This is a genomic window from Vreelandella titanicae BH1, from assembly GCF_000336575.1.
GTDB classification, from domain to species: Bacteria; Pseudomonadota; Gammaproteobacteria; order Pseudomonadales; family Halomonadaceae; genus Vreelandella; species Vreelandella titanicae.
In genome coordinates, this window is the sequence record NZ_AOPO01000007.1 from 21107 (window position 1) to 39370 (window position 18264).

Annotated in this window: 15 protein-coding genes; 8 read left to right on the forward strand and 7 right to left on the reverse strand. The window is 58.1% G+C overall.

The genetic code is table 11. The annotated features are described in order from the left end of the window. Positions 1-110: 110 nt before the first annotated feature. The 5 genes from HALTITAN_RS13860 to HALTITAN_RS13880 all read right to left on the reverse strand — a co-directional run bounded on the left by HALTITAN_RS13860 (position 111) and on the right by HALTITAN_RS13880 (position 5870). Positions 111-953, reverse strand: coding sequence for a carbohydrate ABC transporter permease (locus HALTITAN_RS13860; protein WP_009287478.1), 843 nt, complete (start codon positions 951-953; stop codon positions 111-113). Continuing rightward, positions 950-1834, reverse strand: a complete 885-nt coding sequence (locus HALTITAN_RS13865) for a carbohydrate ABC transporter permease (RefSeq protein ID WP_039859503.1) — start codon at positions 1832-1834, stop codon at positions 950-952. Before HALTITAN_RS13865 ends, HALTITAN_RS13860 begins: the two co-directional genes overlap by 4 nt. Before the next feature lie 63 nt (positions 1835-1897). Beyond that, on the reverse strand, positions 1898-3178 hold the full coding sequence (locus HALTITAN_RS13870) for an ABC transporter substrate-binding protein (RefSeq protein ID WP_039859504.1): 1281 nt from the start codon (positions 3176-3178) through the stop codon (positions 1898-1900). 29 nt (positions 3179-3207) lie between these two features. After that, positions 3208-4338 carry an ABC transporter ATP-binding protein gene (locus tag HALTITAN_RS13875; RefSeq protein WP_039859505.1) on the reverse strand — a complete coding sequence of 377 codons (1131 nt, stop codon included), beginning with the start codon at positions 4336-4338 and terminating at the stop codon, positions 3208-3210. Between the two features lie 113 nt (positions 4339-4451). Then, positions 4452-5870: a sigma-54 interaction domain-containing protein gene (locus tag HALTITAN_RS13880; RefSeq protein ID WP_039859506.1), complete on the reverse strand. Its 1419-nt coding sequence runs from the start codon at positions 5868-5870 to the stop codon at positions 4452-4454. Positions 5871-6093: 223 nt separating this feature from the next. Here HALTITAN_RS13880 and speB point away from each other — a divergent pair, with 223 nt between their 5' ends. The 6 genes from speB (at position 6094) to HALTITAN_RS13910 (ending at position 13718) form a co-directional block, all read left to right on the forward strand. Then, positions 6094-7044, forward strand: a complete 951-nt coding sequence (speB, locus tag HALTITAN_RS13885) for an agmatinase (protein WP_039859507.1) — start codon at positions 6094-6096, stop codon at positions 7042-7044. 103 nt (positions 7045-7147) lie between these two features. Then, complete coding sequence (locus tag HALTITAN_RS13890; RefSeq protein ID WP_039859509.1) at positions 7148-8530, forward strand: YjiH family protein; 1383 nt, start codon at positions 7148-7150, stop codon at positions 8528-8530. A 12-nt stretch (positions 8531-8542) separates the two neighbouring features. Beyond that, the gene (locus HALTITAN_RS13895; protein ID WP_039859510.1) at positions 8543-10201 is read left to right on the forward strand and encodes a 5-guanidino-2-oxopentanoate decarboxylase; all 1659 of its coding nucleotides are present in this window, start codon (positions 8543-8545) and stop codon (positions 10199-10201) included. Beyond that, on the forward strand, positions 10191-11501 hold the full coding sequence (locus tag HALTITAN_RS13900) for a purine-cytosine permease family protein (protein ID WP_009287483.1): 1311 nt from the start codon (positions 10191-10193) through the stop codon (positions 11499-11501). The genes HALTITAN_RS13895 and HALTITAN_RS13900 overlap by 11 nt, the downstream gene beginning before the upstream one ends. Further along, complete coding sequence (locus HALTITAN_RS13905) at positions 11498-12232, forward strand: MBL fold metallo-hydrolase (RefSeq protein ID WP_039859511.1); 735 nt, start codon at positions 11498-11500, stop codon at positions 12230-12232. The genes HALTITAN_RS13900 and HALTITAN_RS13905 overlap by 4 nt, the downstream gene beginning before the upstream one ends. Before the next feature lie 13 nt (positions 12233-12245). Next, positions 12246-13718: an aldehyde dehydrogenase family protein gene (locus tag HALTITAN_RS13910; RefSeq protein WP_051052049.1), complete on the forward strand. Its 1473-nt coding sequence runs from the start codon at positions 12246-12248 to the stop codon at positions 13716-13718. A 28-nt stretch (positions 13719-13746) separates the two neighbouring features. Here the strand turns inward: HALTITAN_RS13910 and HALTITAN_RS13915 are convergent, their stop codons facing one another. Both HALTITAN_RS13915 and HALTITAN_RS13920 read right to left on the reverse strand, forming a co-directional pair. After that, positions 13747-14676: a hydroxymethylglutaryl-CoA lyase gene (locus tag HALTITAN_RS13915; protein ID WP_022521897.1), complete on the reverse strand. Its 930-nt coding sequence runs from the start codon at positions 14674-14676 to the stop codon at positions 13747-13749. A 10-nt stretch (positions 14677-14686) separates the two neighbouring features. Continuing rightward, positions 14687-15892 (reverse strand): CaiB/BaiF CoA transferase family protein, encoded by a 1206-nt coding sequence (locus HALTITAN_RS13920; protein WP_039859512.1) that lies wholly within the window; start codon positions 15890-15892, stop codon positions 14687-14689. A gap of 148 nt (positions 15893-16040) precedes the next feature. Here HALTITAN_RS13920 and HALTITAN_RS13925 point away from each other — a divergent pair, with 148 nt between their 5' ends. Further along, positions 16041-16940 carry a LysR family transcriptional regulator gene (locus HALTITAN_RS13925; RefSeq protein ID WP_009287484.1) on the forward strand — a complete coding sequence of 300 codons (900 nt, stop codon included), beginning with the start codon at positions 16041-16043 and terminating at the stop codon, positions 16938-16940. 309 nt (positions 16941-17249) lie between these two features. Beyond that, entirely contained in the window at positions 17250-18230 is a 981-nt protein-coding gene (locus tag HALTITAN_RS13930; protein ID WP_009287485.1) for a TRAP transporter substrate-binding protein, read from the forward strand. Positions 18231-18264 lie beyond the last annotated feature (34 nt).

The window sequence follows — 18264 nt, forward strand, 5'->3', positions numbered from 1 at the left end:
TCGAGTGAGACAGGCCGCCTTACTGGGTAAGTTGTGGAGGGGTGGTAAAACAGGGAGTGCAAGGCGCCCCCATCCTTCGTTGTTGGCTTGCCGTCTTGAATAAAGCGGGTTTACCTAATCCCCGCCCGTAAGAACGACTGCACAAACTGGCGCTGGAACAGCAGGAAGGCGATCAGCAGCGGGGCGATACTGAGCAGTGTTGCGGCGCTGACGGTGGCCCAGTTAACGCCGGTTTCCGGGGCGGAGAAAACCCCAAGGCCGACCGTTAACGGGCGGCTCTCTACCGAGTTGGTAACCACCAGTGGCCAGATAAAGTTGTTCCAGTGGTGGCTAATCGAGACCAGCCCGTAAGCAAGGTAGGTGGGCTTGGCGAGCGGTACGTAGACCTTCCAGAGAATTTCCAGCCAGTTGCAGCCTTCGATGCGGGCGGCGTCTTCCAACTCACGGGGGATGGTTTTAAAGGTTTGGCGGAGCAGAAAAATACCCAAGGCGCTGGCCACGTAAGGTAAGCCAATCCCTGTGATGGTGTTAATCAGCCCCAGCTCGCTGGCGATGCGGTAGTTCTCGACAATCAGCACTTCGGGGAACACAAAGAGCTGAATCAGCACCAGCATAAATAAAACGTTCTTGCCGGGAATCGGAAAGCGCGCAAAGGCAAACGCCGCCAGGGTACAGACTACAAATTGACCGATCACCACCCCTGTCACCAGCGCAAAGGTGTTCAAGTAGTAGCGGGCAAAGGGCGCTTGAGACCAGGCGTTAGTGAAGTTCTCCAGCGTCAGCGGGGCGAAGAGCTCAAAGTTCACCATAAACTCGCTGGGGTGAAAGGCAGCCCAAAAAGCATACAGCAGCGGAAAAATCCAAATAATCGCCAGTAGCCACGCGGCCACTGTTTCCAGTGCTGGAATTGAGACGAAACGGGAGCGGGGCGCATAGGTAGTGGTCGTATTCATTGATAGTGCGTCCTGCGATCTAAAATCGTGAACTTAAGCGTGGCCACTACCGCGAGCACCAGCAGAATCACCACCGTAATGGTGGCGGCCGTGGTGCGGTCAAAGAACGAGAACGCATTCTCGTAGACGTAATAAAGCAGCAGGTTGGTGGCGTTGTTGGGCCCGCCCTTGGTCAAGATAAACAGGTGATCCACGACCCGCACCGAGTTAATCAGCGCGTTGATCAGCACAAACAGCGTGGTGGGCATGAGTAGCGGAAAGGTGACACGCCAAAAGAAGCTCCAGCGGCTAGTGCCTTCTAAATCAGCTGCCTCTTTTAACTCAGGTGGCATGCTCTGTAGCGCCGCTAGGTAGAAGATCATAAAAAAGCCGGCTTCTTTCCACACCGACATCACGATCACCGAGCTTAACGCAACGCTTGGATCGCCCAGCCAGTTCACCCCGGAAAAGCCCAGCATGCCGAGCAGTTTATTGAATAGGCCAATCTGCGGCGCGTAGAAAAACATCCATATATTGGCCGCGGCAATCATGGGCAGAATGGTCGGCGTGAAATACGCCATGCGCACAAAGCCGCGCCCGCGAAGCTTGCCATTGACGAACAGCGCCATACCCAAGGCCAGCGCGATAGACGTAGGAATCGTACCGACGGCGTAGATAAAGTTGTTACGAGCTACTTTCCAAAAAGTCGGGTCATCGAACAACACCTGATAATTTTCAAGGCCTACGAATTCAGTGGGGCCTCCGCGAAAGCCGGGTAAAAACAGGCTGTTAATGACCGTTGTCACGGTCGGTAAATAAGCAAACGTCGTCAGCAGTAGCGCAGCGGGCAGCAGCAGAAGCGCGCCGTAGAGCTGCATTTTGCGGTGGTTGGTGAATGACATAAAGACGTACCGCACGTTGGAAAAGCCGGGGCATGCCCCGGCGAACAGTGAAATGTCTAGCGATTAGCGGGCGTAGCGGCGCAACACGCTGTCGGCCTCTTGCTGCGCCTGACTAAGCGCTTCTTGCGGCGTCATTTGACCGGTCAGCGCCGCTTGCACGGCGTTATCTAAGGCGCGGCGAATACGGCCACCTTGATAGGTGGAAAGCTCTGCCGTGCCGTGTTCAAGCTGGTCGCGGGCGACCGCGGCGGGTGGGAATTCTTCCACATAGCCTTGCAGCGCGTCGGTCTCATAAGCGGCAGGGCTAACGCCCATATAGCCCGTCTCAATCGACCAGGCAGCGGCGCGCTCGGGAGCGGTCATCCAGCGAATGAAGGTTATCGCCGCGCGCTGTTCTTCTTCAGTGGCGTCTTCAAAAATGTAGAAGTTGCCGCCGCCGGTGGGGCTGCCGCGCTGGGTTTTCATCGGCAGCATGGCGACGCCAAAATCAAAATTGGCTTCGCTGCGTACGGCGGTCAGGTTGCCCGTGGTGTGCCACATCATTGCCGTGGACTCTTCCAGGAAGTTCTGGCGCAGGGTGCCCCACTCGATGGTGCCGTCGGGCATGGCGTTATGCTCGGTGGCCAGCGATACCCAGTACTCCAGCGCTTCAACCGCTGCGGGGTCGTCAAAGTAGACCTCGGTGCCGTCTTCGCTCATTAGCCGATGGCCGTTCTGAAAGGCAAAGGCCTGGAACATCCAGTAGGGGTAGCCAGTCGACGGCACCATCACGCCCCACTGCTCGCCGTTGGTGGCTTCGCGCACGGTCGCCGCCATCTCGGCCATCTCTTCCCAGTTCTCTGGGGGAGTTTCGGGGTCTAGGCCGGCGGCTTCAAAGGCGTCTTTGTTCCAGAACAGTACGATGGTGGAGCGCTGGAAGGGAATGCCGTAAGTTTTGCCGTCCAGCTGGCCATTTTCCATCAGCCCTGGGTAGAAGCCATCGAGCCATTCGCGCTCTTCATCGGTTTCTACCAGGTCATCAAAGGCGACGATGGCGTTCTGCTCAATCAGCTCGTACAGATCGATGGAGAACATGACCGACAGCTGAGGCGTTTCGCCCGCTTCCATCGCCGACATGGCGCGCACGCGGGTGTCGTCGTAGTTACCGGCGTAGATCGCTTCCACATTGATATCGGGGTATTCGCTCTCAAACTCTTCCACCAGATTATCAACGACGTCGGTGAGTGCACCGCCCACCGCGACCGGGTAGTACATGGTCAGATCGACGCTATCCGCGTTTACCTGGGCGGCGCTTAACAAGCCCGCTGCCAGGGCGGTCATTGCAAAAGGGGTACGCAAACGCATAAGAGACTCCGCAAGTGTCAATACTGCTGTCAGTGTTGGAAAGAGCCCACCGCCGGTGGACGAGGAACGCTTCGAGATGAGCTGGGTAAGGGGGGCGGTGTCAGGTCGTCCCGCCGCAGGCCGTCGGCATCGAAAAGGTGTGTATTCTTTGAAGTCCAATAGAGGCTGCATGGCTGGCCTGTCAGTGCCTGCTTGCCGCTAAGCCGCACGCGTAGGGTGTGCGACCCCACCGCGACATAAGCAATGGTGTCCGCTCCCAGATACTCTTCACTTAATACGTTAGCGGGTACGCCGGAACCGGGTGCGATTCGCAGCTCGATATCTTCCGGGCGGATGCCCAAGTGGCCACCAACGGCATCCAAGGGGGCTACGGGGGTACTTGGTTCACCTTCGATAACGGCGCCATTCTCACCGGCCACTAGGGGCAGCAGGTTCATGGCGGGGCTGCCAATAAAGCTGGCGGCAAAAGCGCTAGCGGGGCGGTTATAGAGCTCGTCTGGGGTGCCGTCCTGCACGATTTTGCCGTGCTGCATCAGAATGACGCGATCGCCCATGCTCATGGCTTCCACCTGGTCGTGGGTAACGTAAATCACCGTCATATTCAGGCGGCTTTGCAGCGCTTTGATTTCCCGGCGCATGTCGCTGCGCAGCCGGGCGTCCAGGTTGGATAGCGGTTCATCCATCAGGCAGATAGGGTGTTCGGAAATAACCGAGCGCGCCAAAGCAACCCGCTGGCGTTGGCCGCCGGAAAGCTGGGCAGGTTTGCGGTCTAGGTAATCGGTTAAATCGACCAGCTCGGCGACCTTGGCCAGCCGCTGGCGCTGTTCATCTTTGGGAACTTTGCGGCTGCGCAGGCCAAACACGATATTGTCGGCAACGCTTAAGTGCGGAAACAGGGCGTAGGACTGAAACACCATGCTTAGCCCGCGGTCGCCGGGCGGCAGGCGTGTGACGTCGCGCTCGCCGATATGAATACGTCCGTTGCTGGCCTCTTCCAGGCCCGCGATCATGCGTAGCGTGGTGGATTTACCGCAGCCTGAAGGGCCGAGCAGAATGACAAATTGCCCAGGCGTGACGTCGAAGGAGATTTCATCGACGGCAGTGGTCGCGTCCCAACGTTTAGTGACGCGTTCCAGGCGAATACGCGATTGGTTTGACATAGCACACACATCACCGGCTGTTGGTTGTTATTGGTTCAGCTTGTGTTGAAGGTGTTGCCGTTTCATGACACTTACATGGATGGTTTATGACAGCCGCTGTGTCAAGCAGAAAATCACTTGGCGACTTTAATGCCATAGCGCTGAAGCCTGCGCACCACGCTGGATTGACTAATGCCCAGCCGCTTGGCAATGGCATAGGTGCTGGGGAGCGTGTTGCACAGCTCTTCAAACGTTTCACGCTCCAGCCGCGCTAGGTACTGCTTGAGGGTTTCCTGGGGCTCGAGTGCTACTGCCGACGCTGCTGGCGAGGCGCTCGGCAAACTGGCTGAGTGCTGCTCGGCGTGAGGAAGCGCAGTAGGTACTTCGATTTGATCGGTGGGGCTGGAAAGCCAGGCTCTCTCTAGCCAGTTCTCCAGCTCGCGGACATTCCCTGGCCATTCGCCACCCATCAGCGTCGACCAAACGCGGGTATCAAGGATTTTTTGCCGGCCATAGCGCTGGTTGAGCCGATTTAAGCACGCTTCAACCAGGTCGGGGATATCCTCCCGGCGGTCACGCAGCGGCGGCAGGGTGACCGGGATCACATTGAGGCGGTAGTAAAGATCCAGACGGAAAAGGCCGGCTTCTACTTGCTTGCCCAAATCCTGGTTGGTCGCCACGACCAAGCGAAAATTGACCTTGCGTGATCGGGTGTCACCCAGTCGGGTCAAGCTGCCGTCCTGAATCACCTTGAGCAGTTTGGTTTGCATCAACAGCGGCAGCTCGCCGATTTCATCCAAAAATAGCGTACCGCCCTCGGCCTGCTCTAACAGCCCGGCTTTGCCCTGGCGAGCGGCACCGCTGAAAGCGCCGGGCTGGTAGCCAAACATCTCGGATTCAAACAGATTCTCTGGAATCGCCGCACAGTTAACGTCAATAAAGGGGCCTTCACAGCGCTGGCTCCAGCGGTGTAGCTGCTTGGCAAAGGCGGTTTTACCCACACCTGATTCACCCAGCATCAGCACATTGGCATCCGAAGGGGCGACCCGCTTAAGCAGTAGCGCAATTTCACGCATCACGCTGCTACGTACCTGCAAATTGTCCAGGGCGTCATCCAACGCCTGCTCTTCCGCGTCTGGCGCTGCCTGACTGCGCTTTAAGTGTTCGCTAAAGCGTTTTTGTAGCAGCGCATACTCGTCCTGCAATAGCTGCAAGTCGGTTAAGTCCCGTGAGCGGCTGATAATGCGCTCCAGCTTACCGTCGACGAATACAGGGTAGGCTTCGGCAATCACCCGGCGACCTGTTCCGGTGACCTGCATAAGCTGCGCAGGCCGGCGGGTGCGCATCACTTCCATGGTGATAGAGGGCTTGAGCACCCCGGCCGCTTGCAGTTGCTGCACACTACTGGAGAGCAGCTCTTCTCGGGATACTCCGTAGACCGCTTCGGCCCCTGGGCTAATGTCAACTACTTGCCCATCGCCACTGACGATAAAGAAGTGGTCGTTTGCGGTCTCCACAATGGTTTGCAGCACGCGTTTATCTATTTCACTCATCGCAGCCGACTCCTCTGAGTGATTCATTTATGAATCTTTGATTCATAAATGAATTGAAAAGGCCTTTGGTTGATTCATTTTTGCATCGTTTGGCCGCTAATCCCACCACTTTATAGGCATCTACGACTTGGCATGGTCTGTGCAATGTCTTTAGAAGATTAGTGAAAAGAGCTAGGCCAATACCTACACCGTGCTCACCGCCAAAAAATATAAGGAGATGTGTATGTCGGAGTTTAATCAGCCTCTGGGCGGAAACACCATGCCGCGCTTTGCAGGCCCTGCCACCATGATGCGCCTGCCTACCCAAGAGACAGCCGAGGGATTAGACGCTGCGTTCATTGGCATTCCCATGGATATCGGCACTTCAAACCGCCCCGGCACGCGGCTTGGGCCACGCCAGATTCGCGACGAGTCGCGTATGCTGCGCCCCTACAACATGGCGACCCGCGCAGCGCCCTTTGAAAGTCTGCAGGTGGCCGATATCGGCGACGTGCCTATCAACACCTTTCACCTGCCGAAAAGCGTCGACATCATCACCGCCTTTTACGATGGCGTACTGAAACATGACTGCATTCCGCTGACCCTGGGCGGTGAGCACACCCTAACGCTGCCTATCCTTCGCGCCATGGCCAAAAAACACGGCCCGGTGGGGTTGATTCATATCGATGCTCATGCCGATGTCAACGAGCACATGTTCGGTGAGCCAATTGCCCACGGTACGCCGTTTCGTCGTGCCCAGGAGGAGGGGTTGCTGGCCCATGGCAAGGTAGTGCAAATCGGCCTGCGCGGTACCGGCTATGCCGCTGAAGATTTTGACTGGTGTCGCGACCAGGGCTTTCGTGTCGTGCCCGCCGAAGAGTGCTGGTATCGCTCGCTAGCGCCCTTGATGGCCGAGGTGCGTGAGCAGATGGGCGATATTCCGGTGTACATCAGTTTCGACATCGACGGCCTGGATCCTTCTGTTGCCCCCGGCACCGGCACGGTGGAAATGGGCGGGCTGACCTCTAGCCAAGGATTGGAGCTGGTTCGCGGTGCCGCTGGGCTGAATATTGTCGGCGGCGACCTGGTGGAAGTGTCACCACCTTATGACCCCAGCGGCAACACCGCGCTGATGGGCGCCACGCTGCTGTATGAAATGCTTTGCGTACTGCCGGGCGTTAAACACAGCGAGTGACGCCGACCAAATAGCTAACAAAGAAATAGCGACTAAATAAAAAAGTACTGACCTAGCTACGCCGCCAGCCACCTCCAATAATCACTTCCAATGGGTGACCCCTATGTCGTATAGCAACGTTAAATCGGAACAGCCGACCTCGTCGGCACCGATACCCCGCGCGCACTTACTGAAATTTATCATTCCATCGCTAATTGGGGTGCTGCTGTTTCTCGTCCCTTTTCAAGTGGGCGATACCATCAATATCGGCATGGGGCTCATGGCCGATAGTCTGCAGGCTTTGCTGGGCTCGGCGCTGCCGGCCATTGCTGTCGTTGTGCTCTGCCTGTCGGTGGTAGCGACGATTTACGCCAAGCTAGCTAACCCTTCCTGGGCCAAAAAGGGCATGCTGCACGAAATGTTTCATGTCGGGCCAGTGTGGTTGGTGATGCGCGTTTTAGGCGCGCTGTTTGCTGTGATGACCTATTTTCAGTTCGGGCCTGAGTTCGTGACCGCTTCCTTTACCGGTGGCGTGATGCTCAATGACCTGGCGCCGGTACTGCTCACCTTCTTTTTCTTTGCCGCGCTGCTGCTGCCGTTTCTAGTCGAGTTTGGCTTTATGGAGTTCATCGGCAGTATGGTACGTAAGCCGTTTCGGGTGATTTTTAATTTGCCGGGACGCAGCGCTATTGATGCCACCGCCTCATGGATGGGATCGGGCACCGTCGGTGTGCTGATCACCACTCAGCAGTACGAGCAGGGCTTCTATAACCGCCGCGAAGCCTCGGTCATTGCCACCAACTTCTCCGTGGTGTCGATTGCGTTTGCGCTGCTCGTCACCAGTTTTGTCGATATCAACCACCTGTTTGTGCAGTTCTACTTTACGGTGGTGGTTTCCGGGTTGATCGCTGCAGTGATTGTGCCGCGCCTGCCGCCGCTGTCGCGCAAATCCAATGACTATTACGAGCCCGTGGGCTGCCAGTTGAGCGAAGAGCGCACTGAAAAAGTGGGTCTGTTCCGTTACAGCTTGATTCAGGCCACCAATCGCGCCGCTGGAGCTCCCGGGCCCCGTGAGCTGGCACGTTTGGCGCTCCTCAACGTGATGGATATTTTCCTTGGTCTACTTCCCTTGGTGTTTGCCATTGGCACGGTGGCGCTGATTCTGGCGGAATTTACTCCGCTGTTTACCTGGCTCTCTTACCCCATGGTACCGGTGCTTGAGCTGCTGCGGATTCCTGAAGCAGAAGCGGCAGCGCCCGCCACCCTGGTGGGCTTTGCCGATATGTTCCTGCCCGCGGTGCTGGCGACCAATATCGAAAGCGAGCTTACCCGCTTTGTGATTGCCTGCCTGTCGCTCACCCAACTGATCTACATGTCGGAAATCGGCGCGCTGCTGCTCAAGTCAAAAATTCCCATCAAGCTCTGGGAACTGGTTGCCATCTTCCTGCTGCGTACCGCCATTACGCTGCCAATCATTGCCTTTATGGCCCATACGTTTTTCTTTTAAGGGGCCGCAACGATGACCAATAAAGCGCAGAGCCAGCAAGCCACCATGACCTGTGCCGAACTGCTGATCCGCCTGCTGCGCGATACTTACGGCGTGCGGGCCCTGTTCGGCATCCCAGGCGTGCACACGGTGGAGCTTTATCGCGGGCTGGAAGGCAGCGATGTGCAGCATATAACCCCACGCCATGAACAGGGCGCTGGGTTTATGGCCGACGGCTATGCCCGGGCCAGCGGTCAGCCGGGGGTGTGCCTAATTATCACCGGGCCGGGGATGACCAATATGGCCACCGCCATGGGCCAGGCCCTGGCGGATTCGATCCCCATGCTGGTGATTTCAAGCGTTAACCGTCGCGATACGCTGGGCATGGGCCAAGGGCGATTGCACGAGCTGCCCAGCCAGCAACAGATGATCAGCGGCGTGGCGCGATTCAGCCACACGCTGTTGGACGCCAATACACTACCCGAGGTGCTGGCCCAGGCCTTTGCCGTGTTCAACGGCGCGCGACCGGGACCGGTGCACATCGAAATCCCCATCGACCTGTTCAATGCACCGGTGAAAGCGCCGGTGAGTTGGCAGGCGCCTAGGCTCTATCGGGCCGCGCCTGATCCAGAAGGACTTACCGAAGCCGCCCGTTTGTTACATGCGGCGAAACAGCCCCTGGTGCTATTAGGCGGTGGCTGCGTTTCAGCCCCAGAAGCAGCGCGAGCATTAGTAGAAAATCTTGATGCCCCCACGGTAACGACCATTAACGCCAAAGGGTTGCTAGGACGTGACCATCCGCTGGATTTGGGCGCTAATGCCGCGTTGCCCGCAGTTCGTGAACTAGCCGCCAATGCCGATGTGATTCTGGCGGTGGGCACCGAGCTTGGCGAGACCGACTACGATGTTGTGTTTGATGGCGGCTTTCATCTCAACGGCACGCTGATTCGTATTGACCTCGACCCTGAGCAGCTGGTGCGCAATCAGCGCGTAACGCTGGGGCTAGTCGGCGATGCCGGGCGTAGCCTTGAACTTCTTCTTGGCTACTTCCCTGAGCCGCTATACCGCCACGGCAAGGCGCGAACCGCGGCCGTATTGAGCGCGCTGAGCCTTCACAACGACCCGGCCTTTAGCGACTTTGTGCCGCTGTATGCAACGCTTGCCGAGCATCTACCCGAGGCCATTCTGGTAGGCGATTCCACCGCGCCGGTGTATGCCGGTAACCACCTGGTCAGCCAGCCAGCGCCCAGGCGCTACTTCAATGCCTCAACGGGCTACGGCACATTGGGCTATGGGCTGCCGGCGGCGCTGGGCGCACAGCTTGCGCGAGCGGATCTGCCGGTGGTGGCACTGGTGGGTGATGGCGGGGTGATGTTTACGCTCTCGGAAATGGCAACCGCCGTAGAAGAGCGCCTGCCCGTGGTGATTGTGCTCTGGCACAACGCCGGTTACGAAGAGATTCGTCGCTATATGGATGCCAATGGTGTTGCGCGCCTGGGCGTGGATATTCAGGCGCCCAACTTTCTCACCCTGGCCGAAGGCTTTGGCTGCCCCGGCGTGCTGGTAGAAAGCCCCGCCGAGTTTGCTAAGGCGCTCGCCAACCGGGAAACCAACGGGCCTCTATTGATCGAAATTGACGCTGCTGCCTGGCAGAAAAACCTGATGCCACCAGGAGATAACAATGAAGAATAATCATGTGCTCGGCCAAGACACCCTATCTGTCGACGACGTTGAACACAGTCTTGGGCTGCCGGGAACCTTTGCGCTGTGGCTCGGCGCCAACGTGGTAGTGACCACTATTCTAACCGGCATGTTTTTAGTCCCCGACCTGACCTTTCAGCATGCGATGCTGCTGATATTAATCGGTTCGGCGATCGGCATCATCCCGCTGGTATTGATCGGGGTAATGGGCCAGCAAACCGGCATGACCACCATGGTGCTGGCGCGGGGCACCTTCGGCAGAAAAGGCGCTAATTTTCCCGCCTGGGTGAATCTATTGGCGCTGATTGCCTGGAGCTGGATCCAGGCGCTGCTCGCCGGCATGAGTCTGGACTACGCCGTAGAAAGCCTGACCGGTTACTCCAATGTGGCGCTCTTTACGGTTATCTGTGAATCCCTGGTGGTGCTGATTGCCCTGCGTGGTCACCTGGGGATCGAGAAAGTCGAGAAGATAGCGGCCTTGCTGATGCTGGGGCTCTCGGCGGTGGTGCTGTTCGCGCTTAATCGCCATTACGATCTGCCGAGCATCACCCAGCTGGAACCCGAAGGCGTGTTGGGCGGCGGCGTGGTGTTCGATATTGTCGTGGCAACCGCTTTTTCCTGGATTCCGTTAGCTGCGGACTACAACCGCCACTGCCGCTCGCTAAAAGCCGCGGTGGTGGGCACCTGGGGCGGCTACGTGGTGGCAACGCTGGTAGCGATGGGCCTGGGTGCCACGGTGTCAGCGCTGTCGATCAGCGTGGGCATGGAGCCCACCTACGACCCGACGACCCTGCTCAGCGGCTTCGGTTTCGGCCTGCCCGCCGCCCTGGTGATTTTCTTCTCGGTGCTGACCACTAACGTGATGTGCGTCTACAGCGCGACGCTTTCGTTCATGAGCGTGCGTCCCAAGGTGTCGTTCTGGAAACCGGCGTTGATCATTGGCGTGGTGTCGGTCATTGGTGCGCTGATCCCCGGCATTCTCGACCAGTTCCAGACCTTTCTGTTGATTATCGGCAGTGTCTTTATTCCGGCCTTTTCCCTGATGATCGTGGATTACTACCTGCTGGGTCGCCAGCGCTATACCTCGGCACAGCTGATCCAGGCTGAACATAGCCTTCCCGCCTTCAACTGGCTGGCGCTGGGGAGCTACGCGGTCGGGGCGTTGCTGGCTTACTACTGGAACTGGGTCGCGCCGCTTGATTTTGGCGCGTCGCTGCCGGTTTTCGTGATCACCGGCGCGCTCTATTTCGTGGTCAGCAAGGTCGCGGTCGCCAGGCGGGTGCCCGCATGAGCCTTGAGCGCATCACTGCACAGCAGTGGTACCGTACCGTCCCCAAGGCGGACGGTATCACTCTGATCGACGAACCGTGGATCAAGCCGTTTTATCGCTGCAATATCTGGCATGTCCAGGGCAGCAAGCGTGGCATGGTCGTGGACTTTGGTCTGGGCGCGGTGCCGCTACGCCAGCACGTGGCGCAGCTTGCCGAGCGTGACCTGCTGGCGGTGGCCAGCCACACGCACTTTGACCATATCGGCGCCGCCCACGAGTTTGGCTGTTGCCATGTGCATGCCGCCGAGGCGGAAATCCTGGCCTCACCCGACAATACGCGTACCCTGGCCGACCAGTTTCTCAGCGATGACATGTTTGAGGCGCTCCCTGCCAAGCCTTATTCGCACAGCCGCTACCGCATCACGGCACCGCAGCAGGTGTGTCCGCTGGCGGATGGCGAAATACTGGACTTGGGGAGCCGTCAGTGGGAGGTGATCCATACCCCGGGTCACTCCCCCGGCGGCATCGCCCTGTGGGAGGCAGCCACCCAGACGCTGATCTCGGGCGATCTGATTTACGATGGCCCGCTCATTGAAGACCTCTGGCACAGCGATCTTAGCGACTACGCTGCCAGCATGCGGCGGCTGCGCAAGCTGCCCGTCCGCACCGTGCACGGCGGCCATTTCCCCAGCTTTAGCGGCCAGCATCTCACAACGCTCATCGATGATTGGCTTCGCCAACACGACCTCTAAAGGAGCCTCGACAATGCCCATGACCTCCCAGACCGATTACCCCTCGGTTGTTGACCACCAATTCATCAACAATCAATGGGTGCCCTCGGCGGGCACCCGCCTGCTCGACGTAATGAATCCTTTCCGCGAAGAGCGGATTGCCCAGGTCACGGCGGGAGACGCCGCCGATGTCGACGCCGCCGTCAAAGCCGCAAGGCAGGCGCAGCCCGCCTGGCAGGCGCTGGGCGGCAACGCACGGGCAAAATACCTTGAGGGGGTTGCCGATACACTGGAAGCCCGTCGGGACTCGATTATCACGCTTTCAGCAACCAACAACGGCAAGCCGCTGGCGGAAGCGGGGATCGACCTGGACGATGCGATTGCCTGCTATCGCTACTACGCCGGGCAGGCCAGGGGGCTGGATGCCCGCCAGGGCGAATTGGTCAGTGTGGAAATGGAAGGCGTCGAGGCGCGTACCTATCACGACCCCGTGGGCGTGGTAGGGCTGATTGCGCCGTGGAATTTCCCGCTGGTGACCAGCGCTTGGAAGCTGGCACCCGCCTTGGCGGCCGGTTGTGCCGCGGTGCTCAAACCTTCGGAAGTCACTCCGCTCCCCGAGCGGGTGCTGGCAGAAATAGCCCTGGAGATTGGCCTACCTGCTGGGGTGCTCAACCTTCTAAACGGCGACGGTGAGGGCATCGGTGCACCGCTGACCCACCATGCCGACGTGGATAAAATTTCCTTTACCGGCAGCAACCGCGTCGGTGAAGCGGTGATGCAAGCGGCAAGCGCCCGTACCGCCAGCGTTTCTCTGGAACTAGGCGGAAAGTCACCGATTCTGGTGATGGAAGACGCCGACCCCGCCCAGGCCGCCGACTGGGTAATGGCCGGTATCTACTTCAACGCTGGGCAAATCTGCTCAGCAACCTCACGGCTGCTAGTGCACGAAAGTGTAGCGGAAGGGCTCTATGCGGCACTTGCCGAACGTATGGATGTGCTAACGCTGGGCGACCCGCTTGCAGAAGGAACTGACTTAGGGCCACTGACCAGCGCCAAACAGCGCGACGCTGTACAGTGCTATTTAGATATTGCCGAACAGGAAGGTCTTACGGTAGTGCGCGATGAGCAACACCGCTCGCTGCCAGAGAAGGGCTACTTCCTAGCGCCCACGCTTTACCGCGATGTGCCAGTAGAGAGCCGACTATGGAAGGAAGAGATTTTTGGCCCAGTGCTGTGTGGGCGCAGCGTGGCAAGCGAAGCGGAAGCTATTAAACTCGCCAACGATAGCGCCTATGGTCTGGCGGCAACGGTAATCAGCGGCGATCCAGAGCGGGCCAAGCGCATTGGGCGCCAGCTGAAGGCGGGCAGCATCTGGTACAACAGCGAGCAGCTAGTACTACCTGAAACCGCCTGGGGCGGCTTCAAGCGCAGCGGTGTTGGGCGTGAACTAGGCCCTTGGGGGCTAAGTGCTTATCTGGAAGTGAAGCATGTGATTGGGCCTGCCTAACGCTTAGGCGTGAGCTTTAGGCATGAACTTATGGCATCGCATAACGCCGAGTCGATTTCCCGGCTTTTACCACCTGCCCCGGCACATCATGGCCGATAAGGTCGGGAAGGGTGGCGGCGACTTCAAGCAGTGCATCCAGATCAACACCGGTATCGACGCCCATGGCTTCAAACATATGCACCAGGTCTTCGGTGCATACATTACCGCTAGCGCCGGGAGCGAAGGGGCAGCCGCCGAGCCCACCTAGTGAGGCATCAAAGCGGCTAATACCTGCTTGCCACGCCGCCAGGGCGTTGGCCAGCCCCATGCCGCGAGTGTTGTGGAAGTGCAGAGTGAACGGCGTTTCCGGCCAGCGCTCAAGCACGGCTGCGCACAGGCGTTTGACCTGGGCAGGGTTGGCCATGCCGGTGGTATCGCAGAGCGTGACGCCCTGAATGCCAAGGTCGATAAGCTTCTCAACCAGTTCCAACACCCGTGCTTCGGGTACTTCGCCCTCAAACGGGCAGCCAAAGGCGGTGGAGAGCGAGGCGTTGATAAACGCACCGCTGACTTTGCTGACCTCCAAAATCGCCGCGAATTGTTCAAGGGATTGCTCTGGCGTCATGCGCAGATTGGCCAGCCCGTGGCTGTTGCTGGCGGACATCACCAGATTGATTTCATCCACCTGGCAGGCAAGGGCTCGCTCGGTGCCTTTTACATTAGGCACCAGTACGGTGATATCAACTCCCTCCCGACGCTGAATGCCGGTTACTACGTCGGCGGCATCGCGTAGGTTGGGAATTGCTTTGGGTGAAGTGAACGACGTTGCTTCAATACGTCGTAGCCCGGTGGCGGAGAGCGCGTCGATCCAGCGGATTTTGTCTTCTGTGGGCACAAAGCGTGCCTCTATCTGCAGGCCGTCCCGGGGAGCAACTTCGTTGATCTCTATCTTGGCGGGGCATGGTGATAACTGGCTCATAATAAACTTCCTAGATAATGCCCGCTTGGCGTAGTTTGGCGCGGGTTTCGTGGTCAATGCCCAGCTCATCCAAAACATCGTCGGTATGCTGGCCAAGCGTGGGGCCGCCGTCGCCGATTCGCCCAGGGGTAGCGCTCAGCTTGGGCAATACACCGGGTACTTTTAGCGGTTTACCGTTGGGGCGAGTGAAGGTTTGAATCATCTCCCGCGCCAAATAGTGGGGATCAAAGGCGATATCCTCAGCTGTGTAGGGGTAGCCTGCGGGCACGCGGGCGTCATCCAGCGCCTGTAAAATGGCATCCCGTGGGCGTTCTTCCGTCCAGGACTGAATGGCGGCATCAATCATCTCGGCTTGCTGGCTGCGCCCATCGTTGTGGGCCAGTGCCGGGTCGTTGGCGAGATCATCACGACTAATCACGCCCATTAAGCGTTTGAAGATGCTGTCGCCGTTACCGGCAATCAGCACGTAATCGCCGCCCTGGCAGCGGTAGGCGTTTGAGGGGGTAATGCCGGGCAGGGCGCTGCCGCTGGGTTCGCGAACCTGGCCGCTGGCATCGAACTCCGGTAGCAGGCTCTCCATCATGGCAAATACCGACTCATATAGCGCGACGTCGATTTCTTGGCCCAGGCCGCTACGGTTGCGCTCCTGGAGCGCCAGCAGAGTGCCAATCACCGCGTAGAGCGCGGAAAGCGAGTCGCCGATGCTCACCCCCACGCGCACGGAAGGTTCTCCCGGCTGGCCGGTGAGGTAACGCAGCCCGCCCATGGCTTCGCCAATCACCCCAAAGCCGGGCTTGTCGCGGTAGGGGCCCGTTTGCCCGTAGCCGGAAATATGCACCATGATCAGCCGTGGGTTGAGTTGGGAGAGTGCTTCCCAGCCTAGCCCCCAGTTGTCTAAGGTGCCGGGGCGGAAGTTTTCAACCACCACATCGGCCTCCGCGGCGAGCTGGCGCACCAGGCCTTGCCCCTCTTCGCTGCGTAAATCTAACGCGACCGAGCGCTTGTTGCGGGTTTGGACGTGCCACCACAGCGAGGTGCCGTCTTCAATCATTCGCCATTTGCGAAGTGGGTCGCCGGTGCCGGGGGGCTCGATTTTAATCACGTCGGCACCGAATTCGCCCAGCAGTTTGGTGGCGAAAGGCCCTGCAATCAGTTGGCCAAGCTCAAGTACTTTTAAGCCCTGTAGCGGAAGCTGGCGCGCTTCGGAAGCATTCATTAAGGCTCTCTCTTATCATTGGATTATCACTATTAGCCAGCATGCGTGAGCTAAACAGGGGCGACAATTAGGCAATGGATAACAAAGGGTTCGTGGCTGGCGAAGGTGTGGGCTACCATAGGGAGCTTGCTTTCAAGGAGTTCGTAGGATGCGCCGCTTTGATTTTGTCACCCTTAAACTGTTTATCTCCGTGGCGGATGAGGGGCGTCTGACGGCGGCGGCGGAGCGTGAACACTTAGCTCTCGCCGCGGTGAGCAAACGCATAAGTGACCTGGAAACGTTGGTCGGCACCACGCTGCTCTATCGTCGCCCCAGAGGTGTAGAACTGACTCCCGCAGGTCAGGCGTTTTTGCACCATGCCCGCCGTATTATGGATAACATTGAGCGCCTGCAGGCCGAGCTCAGCGAGTATGGCGAAGGCGTCCGCGGCCATGTGCGTATCCACTCCAATACTTCGGCGATCATTGCCTTTCTTCCCCAGGATCTCAGCGCCTTCTCACGCCTCTACCCTGAAATTAAAATTGATCTTCAAGAGCGGGTCAGCAGCGAAATTATCGCTGCCGTTCGCGACGGACTGACCGATATCGGTATCTTTGCTGGACATGTCGCGGCGCCCGACCTTCAACAGCTCTCCTATCGACAAGATCGACTCGTGTTAATGACTCCTATCGATCATCCTTTGGCTGGGCGTGAAAGAATCGCCTTTAATGAAGCGCTAGCTTTCGATTTTATCGGCTTGCAGCAGGATGCCTCGCTGCAGTCGCTGTTGAACGAGCAGGCTAACCTAGCGGGTAAAGCGCTGCGAATGCGTATTCAGGTACGCAGCTTCGATGCCATTTGCCGCATGATCCACCATGGTATGGGTGTTGGCGTACTGCCTGAGCAAACCATCTATCGTGATCTGGGAGACTTACAGCTTAAAAGTATCCCGCTTAGCGATCCATGGGCTCAGCGCGAACTGGTGATTGGCATGCGTCGCTATGCCTCGTTGCATGTGACTGCCCGGCATTTGGTGGATCACCTTACCCAGAAAGAGGATGAGCAATAGCTCAAGAAATTCTCCTTATGGCTTCGTGGTTTGAGAAAGCAAAGCTCCAATAGCTACCCTTTCAATGGCCTAAAGCAAGCTAAACAGTGGTTGATTAAAGGAGCTCGGTATTCATCTTTGGTCGTACGGCCGTGATGGAATGGATTTAAAAGCCCGTTATAGCAGCGTTTCTAGCCATCGTGTTTTACGAAGTCAGCCTTCTTGAACGTCGATTTGAGCCCTTGGGATGCATGTTTCAAGATCACGTAAGCGTTACCTGAAAGTTACAAGAACCACACCCAATAACGACAACCGTAGAGAGTCTATCCCATGCGGAAACAACTGCTTGCCACGCTGGCTACCCTAGGCATGCTAACGACGGCGCCGTTCGTCTTGGCGAATCCTATCGAAATCCAAGTTAACAACACCATGAGTGAGGGCGGTTCGGAAAGCGCAGCGGTGGAGCGCTTTGCTGAGTACTTAGAAGAACAGGCACCGGGTCGTTTCGATGTTCGTCCCTTCCTGGCGGGTTCATTGGGCGGCGAAAATGCCGTTTTGGAACTACTGAACCTTGGTCAAACCCAGCTCTCTATCACTGGCGGTAACTGGCGCCAGCAGTACGCGCCTGAATACGATGCCATTACTGTGCCCTTTGTGTTCTCAACCTGGGACGAAGTCGATGCCTATATGGAGAGCCCCTCCGGCCAGGCGTTGATTGAAAAGGCGGAGAGTCAGGGCGGCCTTAAATACTTCGGCACCCAGCACCGCGGCCCGCGCCACATGACCGCCAATAAAGCCATCGAAACCCCGGAAGATCTTGATGGTTTCCGCATGCGCCTTCCTGCGCTGCCAGTATGGATGGAAGTGTGGGAAGAGATCGGCGCCCAGGTCGTCAATGTGCCCGCTCCCGAAATTTACCTTGCCATGCAAACGGGGCAGGTTGATGGTCACGAGAACTCGCTCTCATCGCCCTATACCCGCCGCCTGTGGGAAGTGCAGGATCATCTCATCATGACCAGCCATGTGCAGTTCCCGTGGAACTGGGTGGCGAGTGCGCGCTGGTGGGAAGGTCTTGAAGCCGAGGATCAGGAACTGATCGAAGAGGCCATTCATGTGGCGCGTCAGCACGGTACCGAGCGTGAGCGCGAACTCGATGAGTACTACCTGGAAGCACTGCAGGACGAAGGCATGACGGTTATTGAGCCTGATATTGCCGCTTTCCGCGAAGCCGCATTACCGGCGATTGATCGTGTCATGGCCGAAATGGCCGACGGTGTTCGTGAAGATGCCCTGGGTAACCAGAGCGAGTAACACACCTTTGGCAAAAACAGCGGCGGCCCATTGG

Excerpts from the sequence above, each read along its gene's own strand:
- HALTITAN_RS13860 (WP_009287478.1), bottom strand. The coding sequence starts at position 953 with ATGAATACGACCACTACCTATGCGCCCCGCTCCCGTTTCGTCTCAATT.
- HALTITAN_RS13865 (WP_039859503.1), bottom strand. The coding sequence starts at position 1,834 with ATGTCATTCACCAACCACCGCAAAATGCAGCTCTACGGCGCGCTTCTG.
- HALTITAN_RS13870 (WP_039859504.1), bottom strand. The coding sequence starts at position 3,178 with ATGCGTTTGCGTACCCCTTTTGCAATGACCGCCCTGGCAGCGGGCTTG.
- HALTITAN_RS13875 (WP_039859505.1), bottom strand. The coding sequence starts at position 4,338 with ATGTCAAACCAATCGCGTATTCGCCTGGAACGCGTCACTAAACGTTGG.
- HALTITAN_RS13880 (WP_039859506.1), bottom strand. The coding sequence starts at position 5,870 with ATGAGTGAAATAGATAAACGCGTGCTGCAAACCATTGTGGAGACCGCA.
- speB (WP_039859507.1), top strand. The coding sequence starts at position 6,094 with ATGTCGGAGTTTAATCAGCCTCTGGGCGGAAACACCATGCCGCGCTTT.
- HALTITAN_RS13890 (WP_039859509.1), top strand. The coding sequence starts at position 7,148 with ATGTCGTATAGCAACGTTAAATCGGAACAGCCGACCTCGTCGGCACCG.
- HALTITAN_RS13895 (WP_039859510.1), top strand. The coding sequence starts at position 8,543 with ATGACCAATAAAGCGCAGAGCCAGCAAGCCACCATGACCTGTGCCGAA.
- HALTITAN_RS13900 (WP_009287483.1), top strand. The coding sequence starts at position 10,191 with ATGAAGAATAATCATGTGCTCGGCCAAGACACCCTATCTGTCGACGAC.
- HALTITAN_RS13905 (WP_039859511.1), top strand. The coding sequence starts at position 11,498 with ATGAGCCTTGAGCGCATCACTGCACAGCAGTGGTACCGTACCGTCCCC.
- HALTITAN_RS13910 (WP_051052049.1), top strand. The coding sequence starts at position 12,246 with ATGCCCATGACCTCCCAGACCGATTACCCCTCGGTTGTTGACCACCAA.
- HALTITAN_RS13915 (WP_022521897.1), bottom strand. The coding sequence starts at position 14,676 with ATGAGCCAGTTATCACCATGCCCCGCCAAGATAGAGATCAACGAAGTT.
- HALTITAN_RS13920 (WP_039859512.1), bottom strand. The coding sequence starts at position 15,892 with ATGAATGCTTCCGAAGCGCGCCAGCTTCCGCTACAGGGCTTAAAAGTA.
- HALTITAN_RS13925 (WP_009287484.1), top strand. The coding sequence starts at position 16,041 with ATGCGCCGCTTTGATTTTGTCACCCTTAAACTGTTTATCTCCGTGGCG.
- HALTITAN_RS13930 (WP_009287485.1), top strand. The coding sequence starts at position 17,250 with ATGCGGAAACAACTGCTTGCCACGCTGGCTACCCTAGGCATGCTAACG.